The following is a 20,480-nucleotide window of genomic DNA, read 5'->3' as shown; positions in this document are numbered from 1 at the left end:
CGCTCCTTGTCAGATGGCGGCTGGCATGGCGCCACTCGTGCGCTGCGGGCGGCGGTTGACCGCGGAGACGCTGGCCGGTTGCACGGCCGGCGCGGGCGCCGCGTCGCGGTATTCCGGCTCCACCAGCGAGCGGTAGAGGCTGGCGTAGAGGCTCACGGCCGAACGCCAGCCGAAGTCGGCGTTCATCGCATTGCGCTGCATCAGCCGCCAGAGGATGCCGTGCGCGCGCAGGTCGAGCGCGCGTTCAATGGCGGCGCTCATGGCCTCGGGCGTATCGCCTTCGAACAGCAGGCCGTTGGCCGATGCCATGGCGGACAGCGGCGCGCGCGCGCCCGGGTCCTGGATGGTGTCTGCCATCCCGCCCACGCGCGATCCGATCGGCAAGGTGCCGTAGCGCATGGCGTAGAGCGGCGTCAGGCCGAAGGGCTCGAAGCGGCTGGCGTGCAGCAGGATGTCCGACCCGGCGTGCAGGCGATGCGCGATGCCTTCGTCGTAGCCGATGTGGACGCCGCAGCGGCCGGGGTAGCGGCGCGCGATGTCCTTCAGCGCTTCCTCCAGGCGGTGGTCGCCCTGGCCCAGGATGACGATCTGCAATCCGGGGTGCCGATCCAGCGCTTCGGGCAGCGCATGCACCGCCACGTCGGCCATCTTCTGCTCGGTCAGCCGGTTGCCCATGCCCAGCACGGTGGCGCCCGGGTCTGGCCGCAGGCCGAATTCGCGCTGCAACGCCGCCTTGCAGTGGATCTTGTTCGTCATGTCGCGCACCGAATAGCGGTGGCTGCGCAGGTACGGGTCGCGCGCGGGGTTCCACAGCACGTCGTCGATGCCGTTGGGAATCGGCAGCAGGTCGTCGGCGCGGCTGCGCAGCAGCGCGTCCAGGCCGCAGCCGAAGGCGGGGGTCATGATTTCGCGGGCGTAGGTGTGGCTGACCGTCGTGACGCGGTCGGCATAGCGGATGCCGGCCTTCAGGAAATTGATCTGGCCCCAGGCCTGGACGCCATCGTCGTTGCGCGCCCACTCGGGCACGCCGAACTCATCCGCGCACGACATCGGGAAAAGGCCCTGGAACGCCAGATTGTGGATCGTCACCACGCTCTTCACGTCGGGCAGGTTGGCCGCGCGCAGCAGCAGCGGCACCAGGCCGGCGTGCCAGTCGTGCGCATGCACCAGGGTGGGGCGCACCAGGCCGGGCAGGCCCGCGGCCACGCGCACCGCGGCGTGCGACAGCGCGGCGTAGCGCAGGCCATTGTCCGGGTGTTCGCGCCCGTTCTCGTCGGCATACAGGCCGCCGCGGTCATACAGGGCGTCGTTTTCCAGGATCAGGTAATCCAGCCCCGATTGCGGGCACTTGCCCTCCAGAAGCACGGCGGGCCCGCCCGGCAGGTCCTGCAGGGTCGCCACGGTACGCACTCGATTGAGTTTGGCCCGCACGCCCCGATAGGCCGGCAACAGCACGGTCAGGGGCATCCGCGCTTCTACCAGTGCGCGCGCCATGCCGGTAATGGCATCTCCCAGGCCGCCTGTTTTGGCCAGGGGGAAGGCTTCTCCCGCCGCGATCAGGGTTCTTGTCTTTGCCATGCCTTGCTCCAGGTGATTTGGCCGCGGTCGCGAATAGAGCGATTCGATCGCGATGACGCCGAGGCCTTCCCTTACGCAAGCCGCGTGCCCAAACCGCCCCGTAACGCAGAAATTGCGCAGTGCAGCAGAATGGCGCTCGTCCAAAGGGGGAAAGGGCCCGGGGCCGCCTTTCATTGCCGTGCCGCTTTGTAATTTTTAGCCGCGGCCATGCACCCAATTTGCCACGCTCGGCGGGAACGGCGGTTGCTGCCGGGGTGTTGCAGCAATTCCCGGCCACCCACAAGTCAGGAGCACACCATGGCAAACCCCGCAGGGACGGATACCCCAACACCCGGGCAGGGCGGGCAGCGTGCCCCCGATCAGGCGCCTGCCGAGCAGCCCCAGCCCAAGCCCCCCGGATCGGGCAAGGACGACAAGGGCCGCTGGCCCCCCGACAGCATTCCCAATCCCATGCCGGGCGTGGACCCGCAGCAGACGCCGGGCATCGACCGGCTATGACCGGGCGTGACCGGTCCGGGCATGGCATGCGGCTTGCGGAGGCATCCCGCGAGCGCCTTGCCGCCGGGCAACGGTCCGCCACTTTTTTTCAAAAGGAGAACATATGAACAAGCGAGATAGGCTGCGCGACATGTTTGACTCGTCGGACACGTCCTCACGGACGATGCGCGATCTGATATCGGGCACCGAGGATCTGCTGCGCAGCACCGCCAGCTACAGCGGCACGGAAATCGAGGCCGCGCGCGACAAGCTCAAGCAGCAGCTCGACGCGGCGCGCGACCATGCCCGCGGCTGGGAGCGCGCCGCCTGGAACCGTGCGCGCGAGGTGTCGCACGCCACGGACGAGTACGTCCATGAAAACGCGTGGAAAAGCATTGCCGGCGCGGCGCTGATCGGCGTGCTCGCGGGCATCTGCATGATGTCCGACCACGGCAGGCGTCGTTGACGCGCGCGGCGCGCGCAATCGGCCGGCCGGGGCCGGTCCCGTCAGCGCACGGGGCCGGCCCCGGCCGGTTTTGGAGGACGAGAAGCCAGAAACGCTGCCCGCCGGCCACGGACACAGGCATGGCACATGGCTTGCGGGGAAGCGGTCATCCAAGGAGACACACCATGAACCAGACGATGAACCCGACAACGGCCGGCGCCGGTCAGGCGCAGGGCGAGACCCGGATCGTGGGCGGACCGAAGCGCGATCCGAGCGGCCCGGGCCCGCAGATCATGGCGGCCGGCACGCTGGAAGGCAATGACGTCTACAACCCCGCCGGCGAGTCGCTGGGCAGCATCCAGGACATCATGCTGGACGTGCCGCACGGGCGCATCGCCTACGCGGTGCTGTCGCGCGGCGGCGTCCTGGGTATCGGCGACAAGCTCTACGCCATTCCGTGGAGCGCGCTGACGCTGGATACCGACCGCAAGTGCTTCGTGCTGAATGTGGCCAAGGAGGTGCTCAAGAATGCCGAGGGCTTTGACAAGGACAATTGGCCGAGCATGGCCGATGAGACCTGGGCGCGCGGCATCCATCAGTATTACAACCAGCCCCCCTACTGGTAGGCCCGGACAAAGAGAGGTTGGCATGCTCCGCGAAGGCAGACTGGTTGCGGTATCCCCTCATTTCAACGACGCCGCGGCCAGTTGCGCGGGCCTGCTCGCGGCACGCCCCGACAGCACCGTGCTCACGGTGTATTCGGGCATGCCGTTGCTGGCCGGGCATGTGAGCGATGCGGACCGCAGCCGCGGGTTCACGAGCGGCCGCCAGGCCGTGCAGGCCCGCCATGCGCTCAGCGATCGGGCCTTGTCCCTGCTGGGCGTGCGCGGTGCGCAGATGGATCTGCTGGACGGGCAGTACCTGGTCAGCGGGGAAGAGGGGCGGCTGACGGGCGCCCTGGCCGCGGCCCTTTCCGCGCTGCGGCCGCGCGTCATCCTGATGCCGCTGGGGCTGGGCCGCGCGGCCCATGTGCGCGTATCCGATGCCTGCCTGACCATCCGCGCGCTGTTCCAGCGCGTCGAGTGGATCACTTATGAAGAGGTGGCTGACGGCGAACCCGGTGTCGTCCAGGAACGGCTGGCCTCGTTGCTGCGGCGGCATATCCTGGCATCGCCGATCGACGTCGCGGCGCAGGTCGACATGGCCCGCGCGCGAGATCGCGCGCGGGCGGCAAGGAACTGCCTGGCGGGCAACATCGACGAGGCGGCATTGCCGGCGGCCGCGGCGCAAGGGGCGCCCCATCCCGAGCGCTACTGGCGCCTGTCGTGGCGGAGAGACCAGATTGCATGAGCCGGATCATCACGAACGCTTCGGCCGGCCTCATCCTTTTCGGCCATTGATGAAAGATTGCGCATCCCGGACGATGCTCGGGTTGCGCCGCGCGCCGCGCCTCGCTATGGTGCAGGGAAGGCGGCGCGCATGGTGCCGCTTTCCCACCCAACGCTTTCCCACCCAACGCTTTCCCACCCAACTACGGAAGCCGCAATGAGTTCGAATGCAGCCGCCGCGCGCGGCCGGTCGCGCTGGGGCACGGCCCTGGCCATCCTGCTCCTGATCGCCGCGGTGCTCGGCGTCCTGGCGCTGGCCGCGACCCGCGTGGTCGAGCAGCGCATCGCCAGCATCCTCGGGCCGCGCGGCCAGGTCGGCAATGTGCAGGTCGGGCTGCGGCAGGTCGTGCTGACCGATGTCGCCGTGACTGGCGCTTCCGGCCAGCCGGGCGCGCGCGCGCGCCGCGTCGAGCTCGAGCCGGAATGGACGGCCTTCCTGCGGCGCGAGGCCGTGTTCAAAAGCATCGTCGTCGAAGGCTTCGACTTTGCCGTCGTGCGCAGTCCGGATGGCGTCATGCAGATCGCGCCGGCGTTGCAGGCCGCGCTTCGGGCGGGCGATGGCGGCGCAGGCAGGTCGCGGCGCGATGGTCCCGTCCACGTCGATGAATTGATCCTGCGCGACGGGCGCCTGGAATACCTGGACGGTGCGGTGTCAAAGCCCCCGCACCGTATTCCCTTCACTGCGGTGCAGGCGCGCCTGCAGCCGCTGGTGATTCCGGGCGACGGGTCGGCCAGCGACATGGCATTCAGCGGCACCGTCCAGGACAACCGCAACGGCGAGGCGACCGTGCGCGCGCAGGGCAAGGTCGTCGTGGGCGGCGCGGACGCCGACATGACCGTGGCGGCGCGCAATATGGATATCCGCTACGCCGCGCCGTACCTGGCCGAGAATGGCGCCGGATCGCTGTCGGGCGGCTCGATGGACCTGGACATGAAGACCTCCATCGTCGAGCGCGAGTTGAAGGCGTCGGGCACGGTCGCGCTGCACAACCTGAAATTCAGCGGGGACGGCAGCCTCTTCAGCCTGCCGCGCAAGGCGGTGTTGGCGGCGCTCAAGGACAAGAGCGGCACGGTGCGCTTCGAATTCGCGCTGTCCGGCCGGCTGGACAATCCAAAGTTCTCCGTCACGCGCGGCTTCTCGGCCCAGGTCGCGCAAGGCTTCGGCCATGCCATCGGCGTGGGCGCGGAGGGCGCCGCCGAAGGCGTCGCGGGTGCGGTGAAAGAGCTGGGCAACGCGCTATCGGACCTGTTGTCGCCCGAGAAGTCGACGCCAGAGAAGTCGACGCCAGAGAAAAAGCAGTGAGCCATCTGCGCCGCGGCGCCCGGTTCAGGGCACCGGCCGGGGCCGCCCGACGCGCGCACCCATGACCATCTCGGTCACCCAGTTCACCAGGATCGACGTGTAGGCCTGCTGCGAAGCCTTGTCGCTCAAGGCATGGTCCGCGCCGTCCAGGATGCGGTGGGTCAGCGAATGCGAGCGCCGGAACGCCGACCGATAGCTCATGATCGTGGAGTGCGGAATGTAGATGTCATGCTCGGCCTCCACGATGAGCACGTCGCCCGTGAACGTGGCGCAGGACGCCAGCGCGCGGTTGCTTTCGGGTTCGACGTGGGTATTGCGATAGGCGCGCAGCGTCTCGCGGTTGAGCTGGTTCTTGGGCAGCATCCATTCATCGTCGCGATACAGCGCGGGCACGTGCAGCGCCAGCCAGCGCACGCGGCGCAGCCCGCTCAGGATGGCGGCCAGGTAACCGCCGTAGCTGCTGCCCACCACCGCCACCGAGCCGCTGTCGAGCGACGGGTGGGACGCCAGCCGGTCGTAGGCGGCCATGACGTCGCGCAGGTTGTCGTCGCGCGAGACCTGCATCTGCTGGGCCTGCGTGGCGGCGTGGCCGCGCAGGTCAAACGTCAGGCACACGCAGCCCAGCGCCGCGATGCCCTTGGCCCGCGCCAGGTCGAATTTCTGGTCGCCGCCCCAGCCGTGTATGAACAGCACGCCGGGCACCTTGCTTTCGGGCGTGAGAAACGTGCCGGCCAGGCGCTGGTCCGCCACTTCGATGTCGATCGGGTCGCTAAGTGCGGCCATGGGTTTCCTCCAGGATGCCCCCCGATTTGGTGATCATACCGACGGCGGAATCTTCGCCGCGATACACATGGTGCTGCGAGGTCGGCTCGGGCTCGTCTGGCCCGTAGCGTTCCCGCGTGAACGCCGCGACATGCTTGAGCGATGGCGACAGCATGAAGGCCTGCAGCCCGGCGATCTCGGCGATGCTGGCGCCGCCCGCGCGCCAGGATTGTTCGAGCACGCCCGCGCGGGGCGCGCCCTGGGCATTGCGGCCGATGGCGACGTCGTAATTGCGGCGCGACGCGAAAAATGCCGGATAGGCGGTGGACACCGCCGTGTCGTAGCGGCAGGCCAGGTCCACGGCTTGCCGTTGCTCGCCGGACAGGTCCAACGCCCGCAACTGGTCAAAACCGCCGCGGGCGAGCATCAGCGTCGAACCGCCATAGACGGGCACGCCGTTGTTGTCCGGGGTGAGGCACTGCGTGCCCACATAGGACGCCTCCAGCCTGCCCACGCGCACCCAGCCGACGCTGTAGGTTTCGATCTGCGCCAGGTCTTCCTCCAGCACCAGGCCCAGCCGGCGCACCGACGCGGCGTCCTGACCGGCCAGCGCGGCCTGCAGTTCGCGCGCGTCGCGCACGACGATCTGGCCGCGGCCCGCGGTGGCGTCGGCGGGCTTCAGGCGCAACGCTCCGCGCCTGAGCAGCCGTTCGCCGGCCCGATGGGCGTCGTCCAGCGTAAAGGCGCTGAATCCGGACAGAACAACCTCGCTCAGCGCCTCGCCCAGGCTGCGGACCCACCCCTGCGGCGCCTTGGCCTGGGCGTCCACCAGGCCATGGGTGATGGTCTTCGTGGCCACGAAGGCGTGCGGGGTCACGCCGCCGAACAGGTCGGCGGCGCGCGCGATGCCCAGCTTGCTGGCGCGGGCCAGGCTGGTGATGCTGCGGTCCGGCACGTAATAGGGCGGGGGCTCGCCGCGGTTGCGCGTCGGCCGAAAGCCTGGCGTGAAACGCCGGCCCAGCAGCGCCGCCAGCCGCAAGGCCAGGGCTTCCTGGGAAGCGATTTCGTGTTCGGATGCGCCAGCGCGCCGCGGATAGGCGGCGACCGTGCCGGATGTCTGGGTTTGCGGATGACTCATAGGGGCCTCAAAGCGAACGCCGCACCTGCGTGGGGGGAGCGGCCTCGTCCTTGCGCCGCCGCATGCCCAGCCGCAACTCGATCAGGGGATAGGCCGCCAGTGCCAGGCACAGCGGCGCCAACGCATACACCGCGCGGTACGCCAACGCGGCGCCCAGCACCTCGGTCGGCGGAATCTGCGAACCCAGTGCGGCCACGAAAATGGCTTCCGTCGTGCCCAGCCCGCCCGGCACGCGCGTGATGACCGACGCGAAACTGGTGCACAGCAGGATGCCCAGCACGGCGGGATAGCTCGCCTTGCCTTGCAGCAACACGTAGACGATGGCCCCCATGATGGACCAGGACAACGCCGCCACGGCGCACTGGGCCACCGCCATGCGCGCACGCGGCAGCGCGATGTGGTGCCCCATCCAGGTCACGCTGCGCTGCTTCGCCCGCGCGCAGGTCGCCACATAGGCGATACCCAGGGCAAGCAGTCCCACACCCAGTAGCCGCAGCATGCCCGAACCGATTTCCCAGCCGTCCGGCACCGGGACCACGCCCAGCGCGAACAGCGCCCCGGCCAGCCAGGCGTAGCCGATCCAGTTGGAGGCCGCGGCAAACAGGGCCACGCGGGTCGCGACGGACTTGCGGCAGCCCAGCCGCGTGTACAGGCGCAGACGCGCACCCAGACCGCCCACCAGCACACCCAGGTTCAGGTTCAGCGCGTAGCTCAGCATCGCCACGCCCAGCGCCTTGGGCGCGGGCAGGTTGTGGCGCGTGTACTTTTTGCCCAGCAGGTCCAGGCTGCCGTAGGCCAGGTAGCCCGCGACCACCAGCCCGCCCGCGATCGCGATGGTCTGGCCCGGGATCTTGCGCATCGCGACCCAGACCTGCGGCCAGTCCACCGAGCGGCCGAAGTAATACAGCAGGGCGGCCACCACGATCAGCACCAGCACGGGCAGGACGCGCTTGATGCGGGGCCAGCGACGGCGCAAGGCCCGCATGGGCGACGTATGGAGAATCTTCATGCCGTCTCCCGGCCCGTGTCTGGGCTGACCGTCTGCAGATGCGGCTTGTGCGCGGGCAGGCTGCCGGCCCAGGCGGGGAAGCGCCGCAGGAAGTGGAACACCACCACGCCCAGCCACAGGCGGCGCAGCCGGCGCCGCGAATTCTTGGGCATTTCCACCGGCCGGCAGTCCTCCGCGATCAGCCGGTCCAGGCTTTGGCGCAGGTCGGCGTTCAGCGAGGCGTCGCGCACCACCACGTTGGCCTCCAGGTTCAGCGCGAGGCTCAGGGGGTCCAGGTTGCTGGAGCCTATCGTCGACCAGTCGTCGTCCACGCACGCCACCTTGCCGTGCAGCGGGCGCTTGCAGTATTCATAGATCTGCACGCCCGAGTCCATCAGGTAGTCGTAGAGCATCGACGCCGCCAGGCGGGCGACGAGCACGTCGGGTTCGCCCTGCAGCAGCAGCCGCACGCGCACGCCGCGGCGGGCCGCTTTGACCAGATCGCGCAGCAGGTGGTAGCCGGGAAAGAAATACGCATTGGCGATGAGCACATCGGACCGCGCCGAGCGCACGCCCGCGCGGTAATAGCGTTCGATGTCGCTGCGATGGCTGTCGTTGTCGCGCACCACCAGGCGGCCGCCGCCATCTCCGGCGGGCAGGGGGTCCAGCCGCGCAGGGCGCCGCCGCAACCGTCGCCGGCCTTCGCCCAGCGCGGCGCGCGCATAGTCGGCGATGTCGGCAGCCAGCGGCCCTTCGACCAGGACGGCATAGTCCTGTTTGGCCTCGGGGCCGTATTCGGGCAGGTGATCCGCCGAAAAATTGATGCCGCCGATGAAAGAGCGTTCCCGGTCCACCGCCACGATCTTGCGGTGCATGCGCCGGAAGACGTTCGTGCGCACGCCCAGAAAGCGCGGCCGCGGGTCAAACACATGAAAGCGCACGCCGGCCTCGGTCATGGCGCCGATGAAGGCGTCGCTGAGCTCGTCGGACCCGTAGCCATCCACCAGGAGATCCACGCTGACGCCGCGCCGGGCGGCCCGGATCAGGGCTTGCTGGATTTCCTGGCCGACGGCGTCGTCGAACAGGATGAAGGTTTCCACCAGCACCTCGCTCTGCGCGGCGTCGACGGCCTCCACGACGGCAGGAAAGTACTCCGTGCCGTTTTCCAGCAAGGTATATCGGTTGTTTTCACGCCAGCCGAGGTTCATAGCGCAATCTCCGCGCAGATAGGCACATGATCGGAAAGGCGCGACCACACGCGAGACGCCAGCGGCACCGGCTGCCAGTCGCGCACGCCGCGCACATAGATGCGGTCCAGCCGCAGCAGGGGCCAGCGCGCCGGGAACGTCCGGGCGGGGCGGCCCAGCCGCGAGGTGAACACCTCGCGCGTCCCGCAGTCGCGCATCAGCGTGTCCGCGCGCAGGCGCCAGTCGTTGAAGTCGCCCGCGATGAGCAGCGGCTCGTCTTGCGGCACCCCGTGAGTGACCAGTTCGCACAACTGGCGCAGTTGCGCGCCCCGATGGCGTTCCAGCAGGCCCAGATGCACGCAGATCGCGTGCACCGGCGAGGCGAGGGACGGCGGGCGCAGCACGCAGTGCAACAGCCCGCGGCCTTCGTGGCCATCAACGCTCACGTCGTGGTTCTGATGGGTTTCGATCGGATAGCGCGACAGGATGGCGTTGCCGTGGTGGCCTTCGGGATAGACGGCGTTGCGGCCGTAGGCGTAATCCGTCCACAGCGTGTCGGCAAGGAATTCGTACTGCGACTGGTCCGGCCAGGACTCATGCCTTTCCGCGTGGGTCTGGTGTTCGCCCAGGACCTCCTGCAGGAAGACCACGTCCGGCGCGGCGGTGCGCAGCGCTTCACGCAGATCGTGCAGCATGAAGCGGCGGTTGAAGCTGGTGAAGCCCTTGTGGGTATTGACCGACAGCACCGTCAGCGTCGTGGCGTCGATGTAATGCGAAGCGGGCATGAAAACTCCGGCGGTTACGATCTGCCGGATGGAGCAAGCGGCGTGCCCGCCACGTAACAAACTATGTGCGCGATCGCCTGCGGCCGCGCGCGTGGGTGCGCGGCCGGCCCGGATGTGGCCTAATGCCCCGCGCTGGCGCCCGGCTGCGCGTAGCGGCCGACCAGGGTCGCGCTGGCCTGATTCAGTCCCACCACGTCGACCTGCCGGCCGGCCCGGCGCAGCTTGAGCGACACTTTGTCCAGTTCACCCACGGCCGAAATGTCCCAGAAATGCGCATCCGTCAGGTCGATGACGACGCGGTCCACGGCCTCATGGAAGTCGATCGCCGCGGAAAACCGGGACGCCGACGCAAAGAAGACCTGCCCCGAGACCCGGTAGGTACGGGTGCGGCCATCGTCGGACAGCGACGTGGCGATGCCGAGCAGTCCTTTCACCTTGCTGGCAAAGAACAGACCGCTCAGCACCACCCCGACCAGGACGCCGCGGGCCAGATCGTGGGTCCACACCACCACGGCCACGGTGGCCAGCATGACCACCGACGACTGCCAGGGGTGCGAGCCCAGGTTGCGGATCGATCGCCAGTTGAACGTGCCGATCGACACCATGATCATCACGGCCACCAGCGCCGGCATGGGAATCTGCGCCACCAGCGGGCCCAGCGCCACGATCAGGAACAGCAGGAACACGCCGGCCACAAAGGTGGACAGGCGGGTCCGGCCCCCGGAGCGGACATTGATGACGGACTGCCCGATCATGGCGCATCCGCCCATCCCCCCCAGAAAGCCCGTGACGAGGTTGGCGATGCCCTGGCCCCTGCATTCGCGTCGCTTGTCGCTGGGCGTATCGGTCATGTCGTCGACGATCTGCGCCGTCATCATCGATTCCAGCAGCCCGACCGCCGCCATCGTCAGCGAGTACGGCAGGATGATGCGCAGCGTCTCCAGCGTGAAGGGCACGTCCGGAATCATGAACGCGGGCAGGGTGGAGGGCAGGGCGCCCATATCGCCCACCTTGTTGACGTCCAGGCCGGCATAGATGGACACGGCCGTCATCACGATGATGGCCACCAGCGGCGACGGCACCGCGGTGGTGAGCCTGGGCAGCAGGTAGATGACGGCCAGCGCGGCCGCGACCATGGCGTAGGTGACCCATGTCACGCCGATCAGCTGCGGCAGCTGCGCCGTGAAGATCAGGATGGCCAGCGCGTTCACAAAGCCCGTCACCACGGAACGGGAGACGTACTGCATCAGCAGGTCCAGCCGCAGGAAGCCGGCCACGATCTGCAACAGCCCCATGAGGACCGTGGCGGCGAACAGATAGCCGATGCCGTGTTCGCGCACCAGCGGCGCGACCAGGACGGCCACGGCCGCGGTCGCCGCCGAAATCATGCCGGGCCGCCCGCCCGTGAACGCAATGATGAGCGCGATGGAAAACGAGGCATACAGCCCCACGCCGGGGTCCACGCCCGCGATGATCGAAAAGCCGATGGCTTCCGGGATCAGGGCAAGCGCGACCAGCACGCCCGAAAGAATGTCTGCGCGCGGATTGGCCATCCATTCACGGCGCAATCTGGAAAGAACTGTCATGGATTGGGTAAGTTGAATTGAGCAAGCGGGGCGTGGTCGCGCTGCGCGGCGTGCGCGTCAGGGTTGGGCGAACGCCCTGGGGTGCTTGAGGGTTGTCCGAGGGATAGGCGCCCGGCCGAGCCACCCGGCAAGCCGGGTCCATCCAACACCGCGACGGCGTCGCGGCCGCGCATCCGTTGCGGATGCGGCGACCGTGATTGTACCTGCCTCGTACCTGCGTCGTATTAGCGGGATCCCCGGCCAGGGCTCAGGCACGCGACTTGCCCCTGTGTGTCTGCCGATCCCGCGTCAGGGCGACGCGCCAGGTTCCTCTGGCGTGGCCGCCGCCGGGCCACCGTTGCCGATGAAGGAGCCATCATGAAGACCCGAAAGATGTATCTTTGCGCCGCTGCGCTGACCTGCCTGCTCGCGACGTCCGTGTCGGCGCAAACCGTCGAGAAAACGCTGGTCGCCCAGACCAAGACGGCCGAGGCGGATGTCCGCAAGACCAGCCAGCCCAAACCGGACCATCCGGCCGCGCAGCGCGAAAAAGTGGCGAAGGGCACAGAGGGATGCGCCGTAACCTGACGCCCCTGGCCGCCACCGCGCGCGACGGGTCCGGGGCCCGCCTTCAAACGGCGATCCGGCCAGGTCCGCGCAGGCGGGTCTAGATTTCAGGTAGTATTCAGTTTCCCGTAAGCAAGAGAGCACGGCGGAGCGTCCGGCCTTGTGCTGCCCCGGCAGCCCGGCGCCATCCGCCATCTATGAACGACGAACCCCCTTCTAGCAGGGCGCCGCATCCTGACTGCCGGCGCCCGACGTTCCCTCCCGATTTTGCCGCGGCAAGCGATGCCTGGCCGCGCGCCGTTCCCCTCATCGCCATGGCGGCCACCCCGCGCCTGGGCGGCCGCGCGCCGCCGCGCCCGCTGGGGTCGCCGCCTGTGCGGCACGCATTCGACATTTCCCTTTTCCGCCGCCGCGCACCCGTTGCGCGCGGCCTCACGTTTTCCGTGGAAACCTGATGATTTTCGACTGGATGTCCGACCCCACCGCCTGGCTTGGCCTGGCGACGCTGGTCGTGCTTGAGATTGTGCTGGGTATCGACAACCTGGTGTTCATCGCCATCCTGGCGGACAAGCTGCCGCCCGAACAGCGCAACCGCGCGCGCCTGATCGGCCTGACGCTGGCGCTGGTGATGCGCCTGGGCCTGCTCGCCAGCATCGCCTGGGTGGTGACGCTGACGGCGCCGCTCTTTACGGTATTGGGCGCGGAAATTTCCGGAAGGGACCTGATATTGATCCTGGGCGGGGCCTTTCTGCTCTTCAAGGGCACGATGGAGCTGCACGAGCGCGTCGAAGGCAGCGCCAGCCATGACTCGGCGCAAAAGCCCCAGCACGCCGTCTTCTGGCAGGTCATTCTGCAGATCGTGGTGCTGGACGCCGTGTTCTCGCTGGACTCGGTCATTACCGCCGTGGGCATGGTGCAGGACCTGAGCATCATGATGATCGCCGTGGTCGTGGCGATGGCCGTCATGATGGTCGCCAGCCGCCCCTTGATGGCCTTCGTCGGCCGCCACCCGACGGTGGTGATCCTGTGCCTCGGCCTTCTGCTGATGATCGGCTTCAGTCTGGTGGCCGAGGGCCTGGGCTTCCATGTGCCCAAGGGGTATCTGTACGCGGCCATCGGCTTCTCCATCCTGATCGAGCTTTGCAACCAGCTCGCCCGCCGTAACCGTGCCCGCGGCACGCACGCCCTGGGCCGCCGCCAGCGCACGGCGCAGGCCGTGCTGCGCCTCTTGCGCGGCGGACGCGCCGGCCAGCCGATGTCGCAAGTGGATGATGTCGTGGCCCTGGTCGACGGGGCGGGCGACGAGCCCGCGTTCGCGCCGGAGGAAAGCTCGATGATCGAGCGCGTGCTGTCCATCGGCGCCCGCGACGTGCGCGCCATCATGGTCCCGCGCGGCGACGTGATCTGGCTCGACGTGGCCGACACGCCCGACCGCATCGTCCGCAAATTCTCCAGCGGGCACTCGCGCCTGCCGTTGTGCGCGGGCGATCCGGCCAACGTGCTGGGCGTGCTGCACTTCAAGGACGTGCTGCCGCTGCTGCAGAACCCGGGGCCGGTCGACCTCGTTGAACTGGCGCGCGAGCCGCGCTACGTGCTGGAGACCACGCCCGTGCTCAAGGTGCTGGACGAACTGCGCGCCTCGCGCGACCACATGCTGATCGTGGTGGACGAACACGGCGTGTGCGAGGGCCTGGTCACGCCCCTGGACGTGCTGACGGCGGTGGCGGGCGACCTGCCCGAACATCGGGAAGACCTGCCCGAGGCCATGCAGCTGTCGGACGGTTCCTGGCTGCTGGGCGGGCGCCTGTCGGTGGACGAAGCCGCGCGCCTGCTCGCTGCGCCGGCGCTTGCCGATGACTATCCCGATGCCACGCTTGCCGGTTGCCTGCTGCGCGCGGGCGGCCGGATTCCGGACGCGGGCGACATCGTGATGCTGCGCGATTGGGGCTTTGAAGTGACGCGGCGCGATGGCCTGCGCATCGACCAGGTGCATGCGCGCCCGCGCCAGCCGGAGCCCAGTGCGGCCGATTGATGCTCAGCTGCAGATGCGCCGCCATGGCGACCGGTTCACCGGGCAATACCCCGGGCACCGCGTCGCCACGGCCTTGCCGCTCAGGCATTGCGCATTCGACTCGGTAAAGCCGTACTGCATGTTGCCGTAGCACCCGCACAGCTCCAGCACGGTGCCGGGCGGATGGGGCTGGGGTTCCGGCGCAAGCTTGGCGGCCGGGTTTGCCGATGGTTTTGCGGCCGGATTTGCGGACGACTTTGCGGCGGATTTTGACCCGCTGGCGGACGAGGCCGCGGGCGACGGCGGTGCCTCGGCGGCAGGCGGGGTGCGGGCGGGCGGCGGGGTGTCGGGCTGCGCCCGCTTGGACTTCGCCTCGCCCGTTCCCAGGCGGTCCTTCACGGCCGCAACCGTCATGCCGCAGCGCTTGGCGATCGTCGCCACGCTGCGCCCCGCGTCCGCCATCCCGCGCAGGGTCTTGTCGCTGCATGCCGCCTGCGATGCGGCCGGGACCAGCAAACCCAGCCACAGCAGCGCGCACGCGATGGTTCCTGACCTGCACAGCGTCATGACACGCCTCCCGCACCGTGGTGCGCCGGGGCAGGACGACACCCCTGTTGGACCGCAAGTGCGGCCTAGCGTAGAGCGGCTAAATCGCGGGTGTCAATGCGGCGCGATCGTATCGCCAGAATGGGTTGCGCCTGCCCCCCGGCGGCAGGGCAGGCGGCCGCCATCCGGCTGGTATCCGCGGACAGCCGGACTGCGCGTTGCGGCCGCCACGCGCTCAGGCGGTCATTTCCGGCACGGCGGCCGCGAACGGAATGCGGTCCAGCGCAAGCGCCGCCTCCCGGCGGGCCTGCGCGAGCCACTCGGGACCGCGCGCGGTGCCTTCCACGGCCAGGAACGTCACCTGCGTCAGGCCGATGGTGGCCAGCACGTGCCGCAGATAGGGCGTCAGGAAGTCGGGTTGCCGCGCATCGTCGCCACGGAACGCGCCCCCGGAGGCAATCGCCACGTAGACGGGCCGGTCCGCCAGCAGGCCCACCTTGCCCTGCGGGGTGATGTGGAACGTGTTGCGCACGCGGACGACATGGTCCAGCCAGGCCTTCAGCGCCGAAGGCACGGTGAAGTTGTGCATGGGCGTGGCGATCACGATATGGCTGGCGTCTTCCAGCATCCGGATCATGTCGTCGGACGCCTTCAGCGACCCGCGTCCAAGCACGTCGGCGCCGGGGTCCGCGGGCGCGGCCAGGGCGCTCGCGTAGTCGCTGTCCGCATGGGCGAGGGCAGTGGCATCGACCTCGACGACGTCCATGCCGCCGGCCGGACGGGCCTGCAGCAGGCGCTCGACGATGCGCTGCGACAGCCGATAGCTTTCCGAGTCCAGCCCCCGCGGGCTGCAGCGGATGCGAAGAATGCTCATGGGGTGGTTCCTTTCAAGGGTTTGCTGAACCGGATGGCGCTGGTCAACAGGCCCTGCCGGAAGTAAAAGCGCTGCGCCAGCGCGTTGCCCAGCCCGGTATCGAGCACGAGCCGGGCGCAGTCCGTGGCCCGCGCCAGATCGTCCAGTGCGCCGAGCAACTGGGCGCCCCAGCGGCTGCCGCGCGCGGAGGACTCGACCACCAGGTCGTCGACATACAGGAAGCGGCCGTAGATCAGGTTTTCCTGGTGGCGGTAGCCGGCCAGCGCCACCGCGCGCCCGTCGTTTACCGCGGCCAGCAAGCGATAGTTTTCGCGGTGCATGCGGGCCAGGCGTTGGACAAATTCGTCCGCGTCGGCCAGATGGGGCCGCAGTTCCTGCATCAGCGGCAGGCAGGCGCGCCATTCGTCCGGGGATTCGAGGTGGCGCAAGGCCGCATGTGGGGTGGGCGTGTTCATGGATCAGTACCGATAGTCGGGGGAGCGAGGAAGCGCTGCAGCAGATGTACGAATCTTAAAAAGCGCATGCCATAATTTGAAGGGCCATAAATATGCTTTTGGACTATGCCATGATCGCTGCCACGCCCGACGGGCTGCATTCGGTTTCCGAGACCGCCGCCCATCCGCTCTACCGCCAGGTCTACGAGCGCTTTCGCGGCGCCATCGCCGAAGGCACGCTCAAGCCCGGCGACCGCATTCCGTCGGCGCGCGCCCTCGCCAAGGAAATCGGCGTGGCCCGCGGCACCATCGAGGTCGCCTATTCGCTGCTTGCGGCCGAAGGCTATATCCAGGCGCGCGGCCAGGCCGGCACCATCGTGTCGCCCAACCTGCAGCCCGTGGCGCACGCCGCGCCCGCGCCCAAGGCCCGGCCCGCCGAGGTCCAGGAGGACAACTGGCAGCGGCCCGCCGCGCTGATGCCCTTCCAGATGGGGCTGCCCGCGCTGGACGCCTTTCCGCGCAAGATCTGGGCGCGGCTGGGCGCGCGGCACCTGCGCGCGATGCAGCCGCCAGAGCTGGCTTACCCCGATCCCGCAGGCCTGCTGGCGCTCAGGACGGCGACCGCCGCCTACCTGCAGGTGGCGCGCGGCATCCAGTGCAGCCCGATGCAGGTGTTCATCACGTCCGGCTACCACCACACCATGCAGCTCATCATGCAGGCGCTGTTCAAGCCCGGCGATGCGGTCTGGGTCGAAGACCCGGGCTATCCGCCCACGCGGGCGCTGCTGGCGCAGGCCGGCATGCAGTCGGTGCCGGTGCGCGTGGACGCCGAGGGTCTGGTGGTAGAGGCGGGCATCGTCCTGGAGCCGCGCGCCAGGGCGGCGGTCGTGACGCCCGCGCACCAGAGCCCGCTTTGCCTGTCGCTGTCGCTGCCCCGGCGCCAGGCGCTTCTGGACTGGGCCGAGCGCAGCAGCGCGTGGATCGTCGAGGACGACTACGACGGCGAGTACCGTTACGTCGGCCGTCCATTGCCCGCCTTGAAAAGCCTGGATCGCCAGGGCCGCGTGCTGTATTCGGGGACGTTCAGCAAAGTGCTGTTTCCCGGGCTGCGCCTGGCCTATCTGGTCGTGCCCGAAGAGCAGGCGCCGCGGTTCGATCGCCTCTGCCGGCTGCTGGCCGGCGGCGCGCCCGCGCTGACGCAGGCGATTTTGGCTTCATTCATCAACGAGGGCCATTTTGGGCGCCATATCCAGCGCATGCGTCGGCTGTACGGCGAACGGCGCAACGCGACGGCGGCGGCCCTGTCCGCCGTGCTGGGCAACCGGCTGCGCATCGATCCCCAGCCGGGCGGCATGCATCTGGTGGCGCGCCTGGAGGGCCATCACACCGACCGCGCGCTGGCGGCGCGCATGCTCGAAAACGGCTTGTACGCGCACGCCTTGTCGCACTGGTCGGCGGCCCCCGATGCCCGCTCCGGCCTGCTCATGAGCTTCACCAATATCGCATCGGCGCAGCAGGCGCAGGACCTGGCTCGGCGCATCCTGCCGCTCATGTGAGCGGACAGGGGTGAACGGAAACGGTGAACGCCGGGCGGCGGGGCTCAGTTCAGGCCGGCCTTGTCCAGCCCATAGGCCTGGTCCGCCGATCCGGGCACGGTGCGAAAGCCCACATTCAGGCGATTCCAGCCGTTGATGGCCACGACCAGGAAGCTCAGGTCCGACAACTCGCTTTCCGAGAAGTGGGCGCGGACGGATTCGTAGATCTCGTCGGGCACGCCGTGCGGGGCCAAGGCGGTCAGCGCCTCGGTCCATGCCAGCGCGGCGCGTTCGCGCGGCGAAAAGAGCGTCGATTCGCGCCAGATGGCGACATGATGCAGGCGCAGCGCCCGTTCGCCCTTGATCGTGGCTTCCTTCACGTGCATGTCCAGGCAGAATCCGCAGCCGTTGATCTGCGAGGCGCGGATGTCGACCAGATGGCCGAGCTCCTGGACCACGGGCGTCTTCTTGAGCGCCATGCTGAAGTCCAGATACTTCTTGGACAGCACTTCGGATACCTGGAAATAATTCACGCGCTGGGTCATGGTCATGCCTTTCTGAAAGGTCGGTGATAGGGGAGACAGGCGCATGATGCGGCCCATTGGCCCAACCCGGAAGTGCCATGAAGCGGCTTTCGATATGGACCATGTTGCGGCCGGGCAATCACGCCTTGGGCGCGCGCCGTTGACATTTATCCGATTGAATCCCCGGCGCGGCCCGGCTATAAGCTTGGATCTGGGGCCTGAAAATCGTCACCCCGCCTGTCCAAGACGCCCAAGCCGATGCCGCATCCATCCCCCCATGACGAACACGTCGACAGCAAACCAGCGACAGGCGCGCGCGTCCATGGCGGACGCGGATCCTGTCTCGAAGTCTTCCTGGTGTTCCTGCGCCTGGGCTTAACGTCCTTCGGCGGTCCGGTCGCCCACCTGGGCTACTTCCGCGCCGAGTTCGTCGACCGCCGCCGATGGCTGGACGACTACGCCTTCTCGGATCTCGTGGCCTTGTGCCAATTTCTGCCGGGGCCGGCCAGCAGCCAGGTCGGCATGGCGATCGGACTGCGCCGGGCCGGCTGGTCCGGCATGCTGGCCGCCTGGGTGGCGTTCACGCTGCCGTCCGCGCTGGCGCTGATCGGCTTTGCGATGGGCCTTTCCCACTATGGCTGGCTATCGGGATCGGCGGCGATCCAGGGGCTGAAGGTGGCCGCCGTGGCCATCGTCGCCCAGGCAGTCTGGGGCATGGGGCGCTCCCTGTGCCCAGACCGGTCCCGCGCCGCCCTCGCGGTAGGCGCGGCGCTGCTCACCGTGGTGCTGCCCAACGCGTTTTCCCAGATGGCGGCTGTCCTGCTGGGCGCGGTGCTGGGCGCGGTCGTCCTGCAATTGCCGCCGCGGCCCATCCTGGCCCAGGGCGCTTCGGGCGTGCCGCGCGGCGCGGCCCTGGCCGCGCTGGGCATCTTCGCGGCGCTGATGGCGGGCCTGCCGCTTTGGGCATTGATGTCGGACAGCGCGCTGGCCGGCCAGATCGCGGACTTCTACCGCGCCGGGGCCCTGGTCTTTGGGGGCGGGCACGTGGTGCTGCCGCTGCTGGAGACCGCATCGGTCTCGTCGGGCATGGTGTCCAGCGCGGATTTCCTGGCGGGTTATGGCGCAGCGCAGGCCGTGCCCGGCCCGTTGTTCACCTTCGCGGCGTTCCTGGGCGCGCTGTCGGCGGGCCCCTTGTCCGGCTGGGCGGGCGGGCTGGCGCTGCTGTGTGTCATCTTCCTGCCGGGCGCCTTGCTGCTGACCGCGGCCCTGCCGTTCTGGGACACGCTGCGGCGCCGTCCCGGCGTGCGCAACATGGTGGCGGGCGTGAACGCCAGCGTGGTCGGCATCCTGCTGGGCGCGCTGTACGACCCCGTCTGGACCAGCGCCATCCTCGGCAAGGCCGACTTCGCCCTTGCGCTGCTCCTGTTCGCGCTGCTGGTCTACGCCCGTTGGTCGCCCCTGTGGGTGGTGCTGCTGGCCGCGGCCAGCGGCTGGACACTGGGGTGGCTGGTCTAGCCCTGGCCGCGCGGCCGCTCCCGGCGTGGCCTCATGCGCCCCAGCGGGCGGGGCGCTTTTGCAGGAAGGCGTCGATGCCTTCGCACGCATCGGCTTCCATCATGTTGCGGGCCATGACGTCGCCCGCATAGTCGTAGGCGTCGGCCAGCGCCATCTGACGCTGCTGGTAGAACATGCGCTTGCCGTACCGCACCGCCGTCGGGCTCTTGGACAGGATGTCGTCCACCAGCGCACGCACCCGTGCGTCCAGCTCGCTTTCGGGCACCGCATCGTTGATCAGCCCCCAGTCCGCCGCCTGGCCGGCATCGATGAAACGCGCCGTCATCAGCATCTCGAAGGCGCGCTTGGCCGATACATTGCGCGTCAACGCGACCGCTGGCGTCGCGCAGAACAGGCCCACGTTGATGCCGGACACGGCGAACTTCGCGGTATCGGCGGCGACCGCCAGATCGCAGCTCGCGACCAACTGGCAACCCGCCGCCGTCGCGATGCCGTGCACTTTGGCGATCACGGGCACCGGCAGCGCCTGCAAGCCCTGCATGACGCGCCCGCATTGGCGGAACAGCGCGCGGTAGTAGTCCAGGTCGGGCTGGCTGCGCATCTCGCGCAGGTCATGGCCCGCGCAAAACGCGCGCCCGGCCGATTCCAGCACCACGCAGCGCAGGTCCGGGTCCCTCGCCAGCCTGTCGATCTCTTGTTGCAGGGCCGCCAGCAGCGCCTCGGACAAGGCATTGAACTGGGATGGCCGGTTCAGTCGCAGCGTGACCACGCCGTCTTGGGCGGTGGACAGCAGCAGCGGTTCGTCCGCGTTTTTTTCGATGGACATGTCGCCTCCAGAAAGGGTGTTCCTGGATACTA

General features: G+C 68.8%; 21 protein-coding genes and 1 other annotated feature. Of the genes, 9 read left to right on the top strand and 12 right to left on the bottom strand.

The window, feature by feature from the left end:
• Positions 1–9: 9 nt before the first annotated feature.
• Entirely contained in the window at positions 10–1,578 is a 1,569-nt protein-coding gene (gene glgA, locus BXA00_RS24205) for a glycogen synthase GlgA (RefSeq protein WP_076520923.1), read from the bottom strand.
• A 297-nt stretch (positions 1,579–1,875) separates the two neighbouring features.
• Here glgA and BXA00_RS24200 point away from each other — a divergent pair, with 297 nt between their 5' ends.
• The 5 genes from BXA00_RS24200 (at position 1,876) to BXA00_RS24180 (ending at position 5,191) form a co-directional block, all read left to right on the top strand.
• Positions 1,876–2,076: a hypothetical protein gene (locus BXA00_RS24200; protein WP_076520922.1), complete on the top strand. Its 201-nt coding sequence runs from the start codon at positions 1,876–1,878 to the stop codon at positions 2,074–2,076.
• 103 nt (positions 2,077–2,179) lie between these two features.
• Positions 2,180–2,521: a YqjD family protein gene (locus tag BXA00_RS24195; RefSeq protein ID WP_076520921.1), complete on the top strand. Its 342-nt coding sequence runs from the start codon at positions 2,180–2,182 to the stop codon at positions 2,519–2,521.
• A gap of 164 nt (positions 2,522–2,685) precedes the next feature.
• A complete protein-coding gene (locus tag BXA00_RS24190; protein WP_076520920.1) occupies positions 2,686–3,126 on the top strand; it encodes a PRC-barrel domain-containing protein in 441 nt (146 codons plus the stop codon).
• A 22-nt stretch (positions 3,127–3,148) separates the two neighbouring features.
• The gene (locus tag BXA00_RS24185) at positions 3,149–3,850 is read left to right on the top strand and encodes a PIG-L family deacetylase (protein WP_076520919.1); all 702 of its coding nucleotides are present in this window, start codon (positions 3,149–3,151) and stop codon (positions 3,848–3,850) included.
• 195 nt (positions 3,851–4,045) lie between these two features.
• Complete coding sequence (locus BXA00_RS24180) at positions 4,046–5,191, top strand: DUF748 domain-containing protein (RefSeq protein ID WP_076520918.1); 1,146 nt, start codon at positions 4,046–4,048, stop codon at positions 5,189–5,191.
• 24 nt (positions 5,192–5,215) lie between these two features.
• Here the strand turns inward: BXA00_RS24180 and BXA00_RS24175 are convergent, their stop codons facing one another.
• The 6 genes from BXA00_RS24175 to BXA00_RS24150 form a co-directional block, all read right to left on the bottom strand.
• Positions 5,216–5,974 (bottom strand): S9 family peptidase, encoded by a 759-nt coding sequence (locus BXA00_RS24175; RefSeq protein WP_076520917.1) that lies wholly within the window; start codon positions 5,972–5,974, stop codon positions 5,216–5,218.
• Positions 5,961–7,091: a DUF3182 family protein gene (locus BXA00_RS24170; RefSeq protein ID WP_076520916.1), complete on the bottom strand. Its 1,131-nt coding sequence runs from the start codon at positions 7,089–7,091 to the stop codon at positions 5,961–5,963. The genes BXA00_RS24175 and BXA00_RS24170 overlap by 14 nt, the downstream gene beginning before the upstream one ends.
• 7 nt (positions 7,092–7,098) lie before the next feature.
• Entirely contained in the window at positions 7,099–8,100 is a 1,002-nt protein-coding gene (locus tag BXA00_RS24165; RefSeq protein WP_076520915.1) for a lysylphosphatidylglycerol synthase domain-containing protein, read from the bottom strand.
• On the bottom strand, positions 8,097–9,287 hold the full coding sequence (gene clsB, locus BXA00_RS24160; RefSeq protein ID WP_076520914.1) for a cardiolipin synthase ClsB: 1,191 nt from the start codon (positions 9,285–9,287) through the stop codon (positions 8,097–8,099). Before clsB ends, BXA00_RS24165 begins: the two co-directional genes overlap by 4 nt.
• Positions 9,284–10,051, bottom strand: a complete 768-nt coding sequence (locus tag BXA00_RS24155) for an endonuclease/exonuclease/phosphatase family protein (protein WP_076520913.1) — start codon at positions 10,049–10,051, stop codon at positions 9,284–9,286. Before BXA00_RS24155 ends, clsB begins: the two co-directional genes overlap by 4 nt.
• Positions 10,052–10,170: 119 nt before the next feature.
• Positions 10,171–11,637 (bottom strand): SulP family inorganic anion transporter, encoded by a 1,467-nt coding sequence (locus BXA00_RS24150; protein ID WP_076520912.1) that lies wholly within the window; start codon positions 11,635–11,637, stop codon positions 10,171–10,173.
• A 90-nt stretch (positions 11,638–11,727) separates the two neighbouring features.
• Positions 11,728–11,780 (bottom strand) — a sequence feature (sul1 is cis-regulatory element that is thought to sense ions involved in sulfur or methionine metabolism; They are found in Alphaproteobacteria).
• A gap of 214 nt (positions 11,781–11,994) precedes the next feature.
• On the opposite strand from BXA00_RS24150, the gene BXA00_RS24145 reads away from it, so the two are divergent.
• Both BXA00_RS24145 and BXA00_RS24140 read left to right on the top strand, forming a co-directional pair.
• A complete protein-coding gene (locus BXA00_RS24145; RefSeq protein ID WP_076520911.1) occupies positions 11,995–12,204 on the top strand; it encodes a hypothetical protein in 210 nt (69 codons plus the stop codon).
• Between the two features lie 433 nt (positions 12,205–12,637).
• Positions 12,638–14,215 (top strand): TerC family protein, encoded by a 1,578-nt coding sequence (locus BXA00_RS24140; RefSeq protein ID WP_076520910.1) that lies wholly within the window; start codon positions 12,638–12,640, stop codon positions 14,213–14,215.
• Positions 14,216–14,218: 3 nt separating this feature from the next.
• On the opposite strand, the gene BXA00_RS24135 is transcribed toward BXA00_RS24140, so the two are convergent.
• The 3 genes from BXA00_RS24135 to BXA00_RS24125 form a co-directional block, all read right to left on the bottom strand.
• Entirely contained in the window at positions 14,219–14,761 is a 543-nt protein-coding gene (locus tag BXA00_RS24135) for a hypothetical protein (protein ID WP_076520909.1), read from the bottom strand.
• Between the two features lie 214 nt (positions 14,762–14,975).
• Positions 14,976–15,614 (bottom strand): FMN-dependent NADH-azoreductase, encoded by a 639-nt coding sequence (locus BXA00_RS24130; protein WP_076520908.1) that lies wholly within the window; start codon positions 15,612–15,614, stop codon positions 14,976–14,978.
• Complete coding sequence (locus BXA00_RS24125) at positions 15,611–16,069, bottom strand: GNAT family N-acetyltransferase (RefSeq protein WP_076520907.1); 459 nt, start codon at positions 16,067–16,069, stop codon at positions 15,611–15,613. Before BXA00_RS24125 ends, BXA00_RS24130 begins: the two co-directional genes overlap by 4 nt.
• Before the next feature lie 110 nt (positions 16,070–16,179).
• Here BXA00_RS24125 and BXA00_RS24120 point away from each other — a divergent pair, with 110 nt between their 5' ends.
• Complete coding sequence (locus BXA00_RS24120) at positions 16,180–17,604, top strand: PLP-dependent aminotransferase family protein (RefSeq protein ID WP_076522102.1); 1,425 nt, start codon at positions 16,180–16,182, stop codon at positions 17,602–17,604.
• Positions 17,605–17,648: 44 nt separating this feature from the next.
• Here the strand turns inward: BXA00_RS24120 and BXA00_RS24115 are convergent, their stop codons facing one another.
• Complete coding sequence (locus tag BXA00_RS24115; RefSeq protein WP_076522101.1) at positions 17,649–18,128, bottom strand: carboxymuconolactone decarboxylase family protein; 480 nt, start codon at positions 18,126–18,128, stop codon at positions 17,649–17,651.
• Positions 18,129–18,365: 237 nt separating this feature from the next.
• On the opposite strand from BXA00_RS24115, the gene chrA reads away from it, so the two are divergent.
• The gene (gene chrA / locus BXA00_RS24110; RefSeq protein ID WP_076520906.1) at positions 18,366–19,622 is read left to right on the top strand and encodes a chromate efflux transporter; all 1,257 of its coding nucleotides are present in this window, start codon (positions 18,366–18,368) and stop codon (positions 19,620–19,622) included.
• A 31-nt stretch (positions 19,623–19,653) separates the two neighbouring features.
• Here chrA and BXA00_RS24105 read toward each other — a convergent pair whose 3' ends face one another.
• On the bottom strand, positions 19,654–20,448 hold the full coding sequence (locus BXA00_RS24105) for an enoyl-CoA hydratase (RefSeq protein WP_076520905.1): 795 nt from the start codon (positions 20,446–20,448) through the stop codon (positions 19,654–19,656).
• Positions 20,449–20,480: the final 32 nt, after the last annotated feature.

Origin of the sequence: Achromobacter sp. MFA1 R4 (genome assembly GCF_900156745.1) — a bacterium.
GTDB lineage: Bacteria > Pseudomonadota > Gammaproteobacteria > Burkholderiales > Burkholderiaceae_B > Achromobacter.
This window is presented reverse-complemented; position numbering and strand designations above follow the sequence as displayed.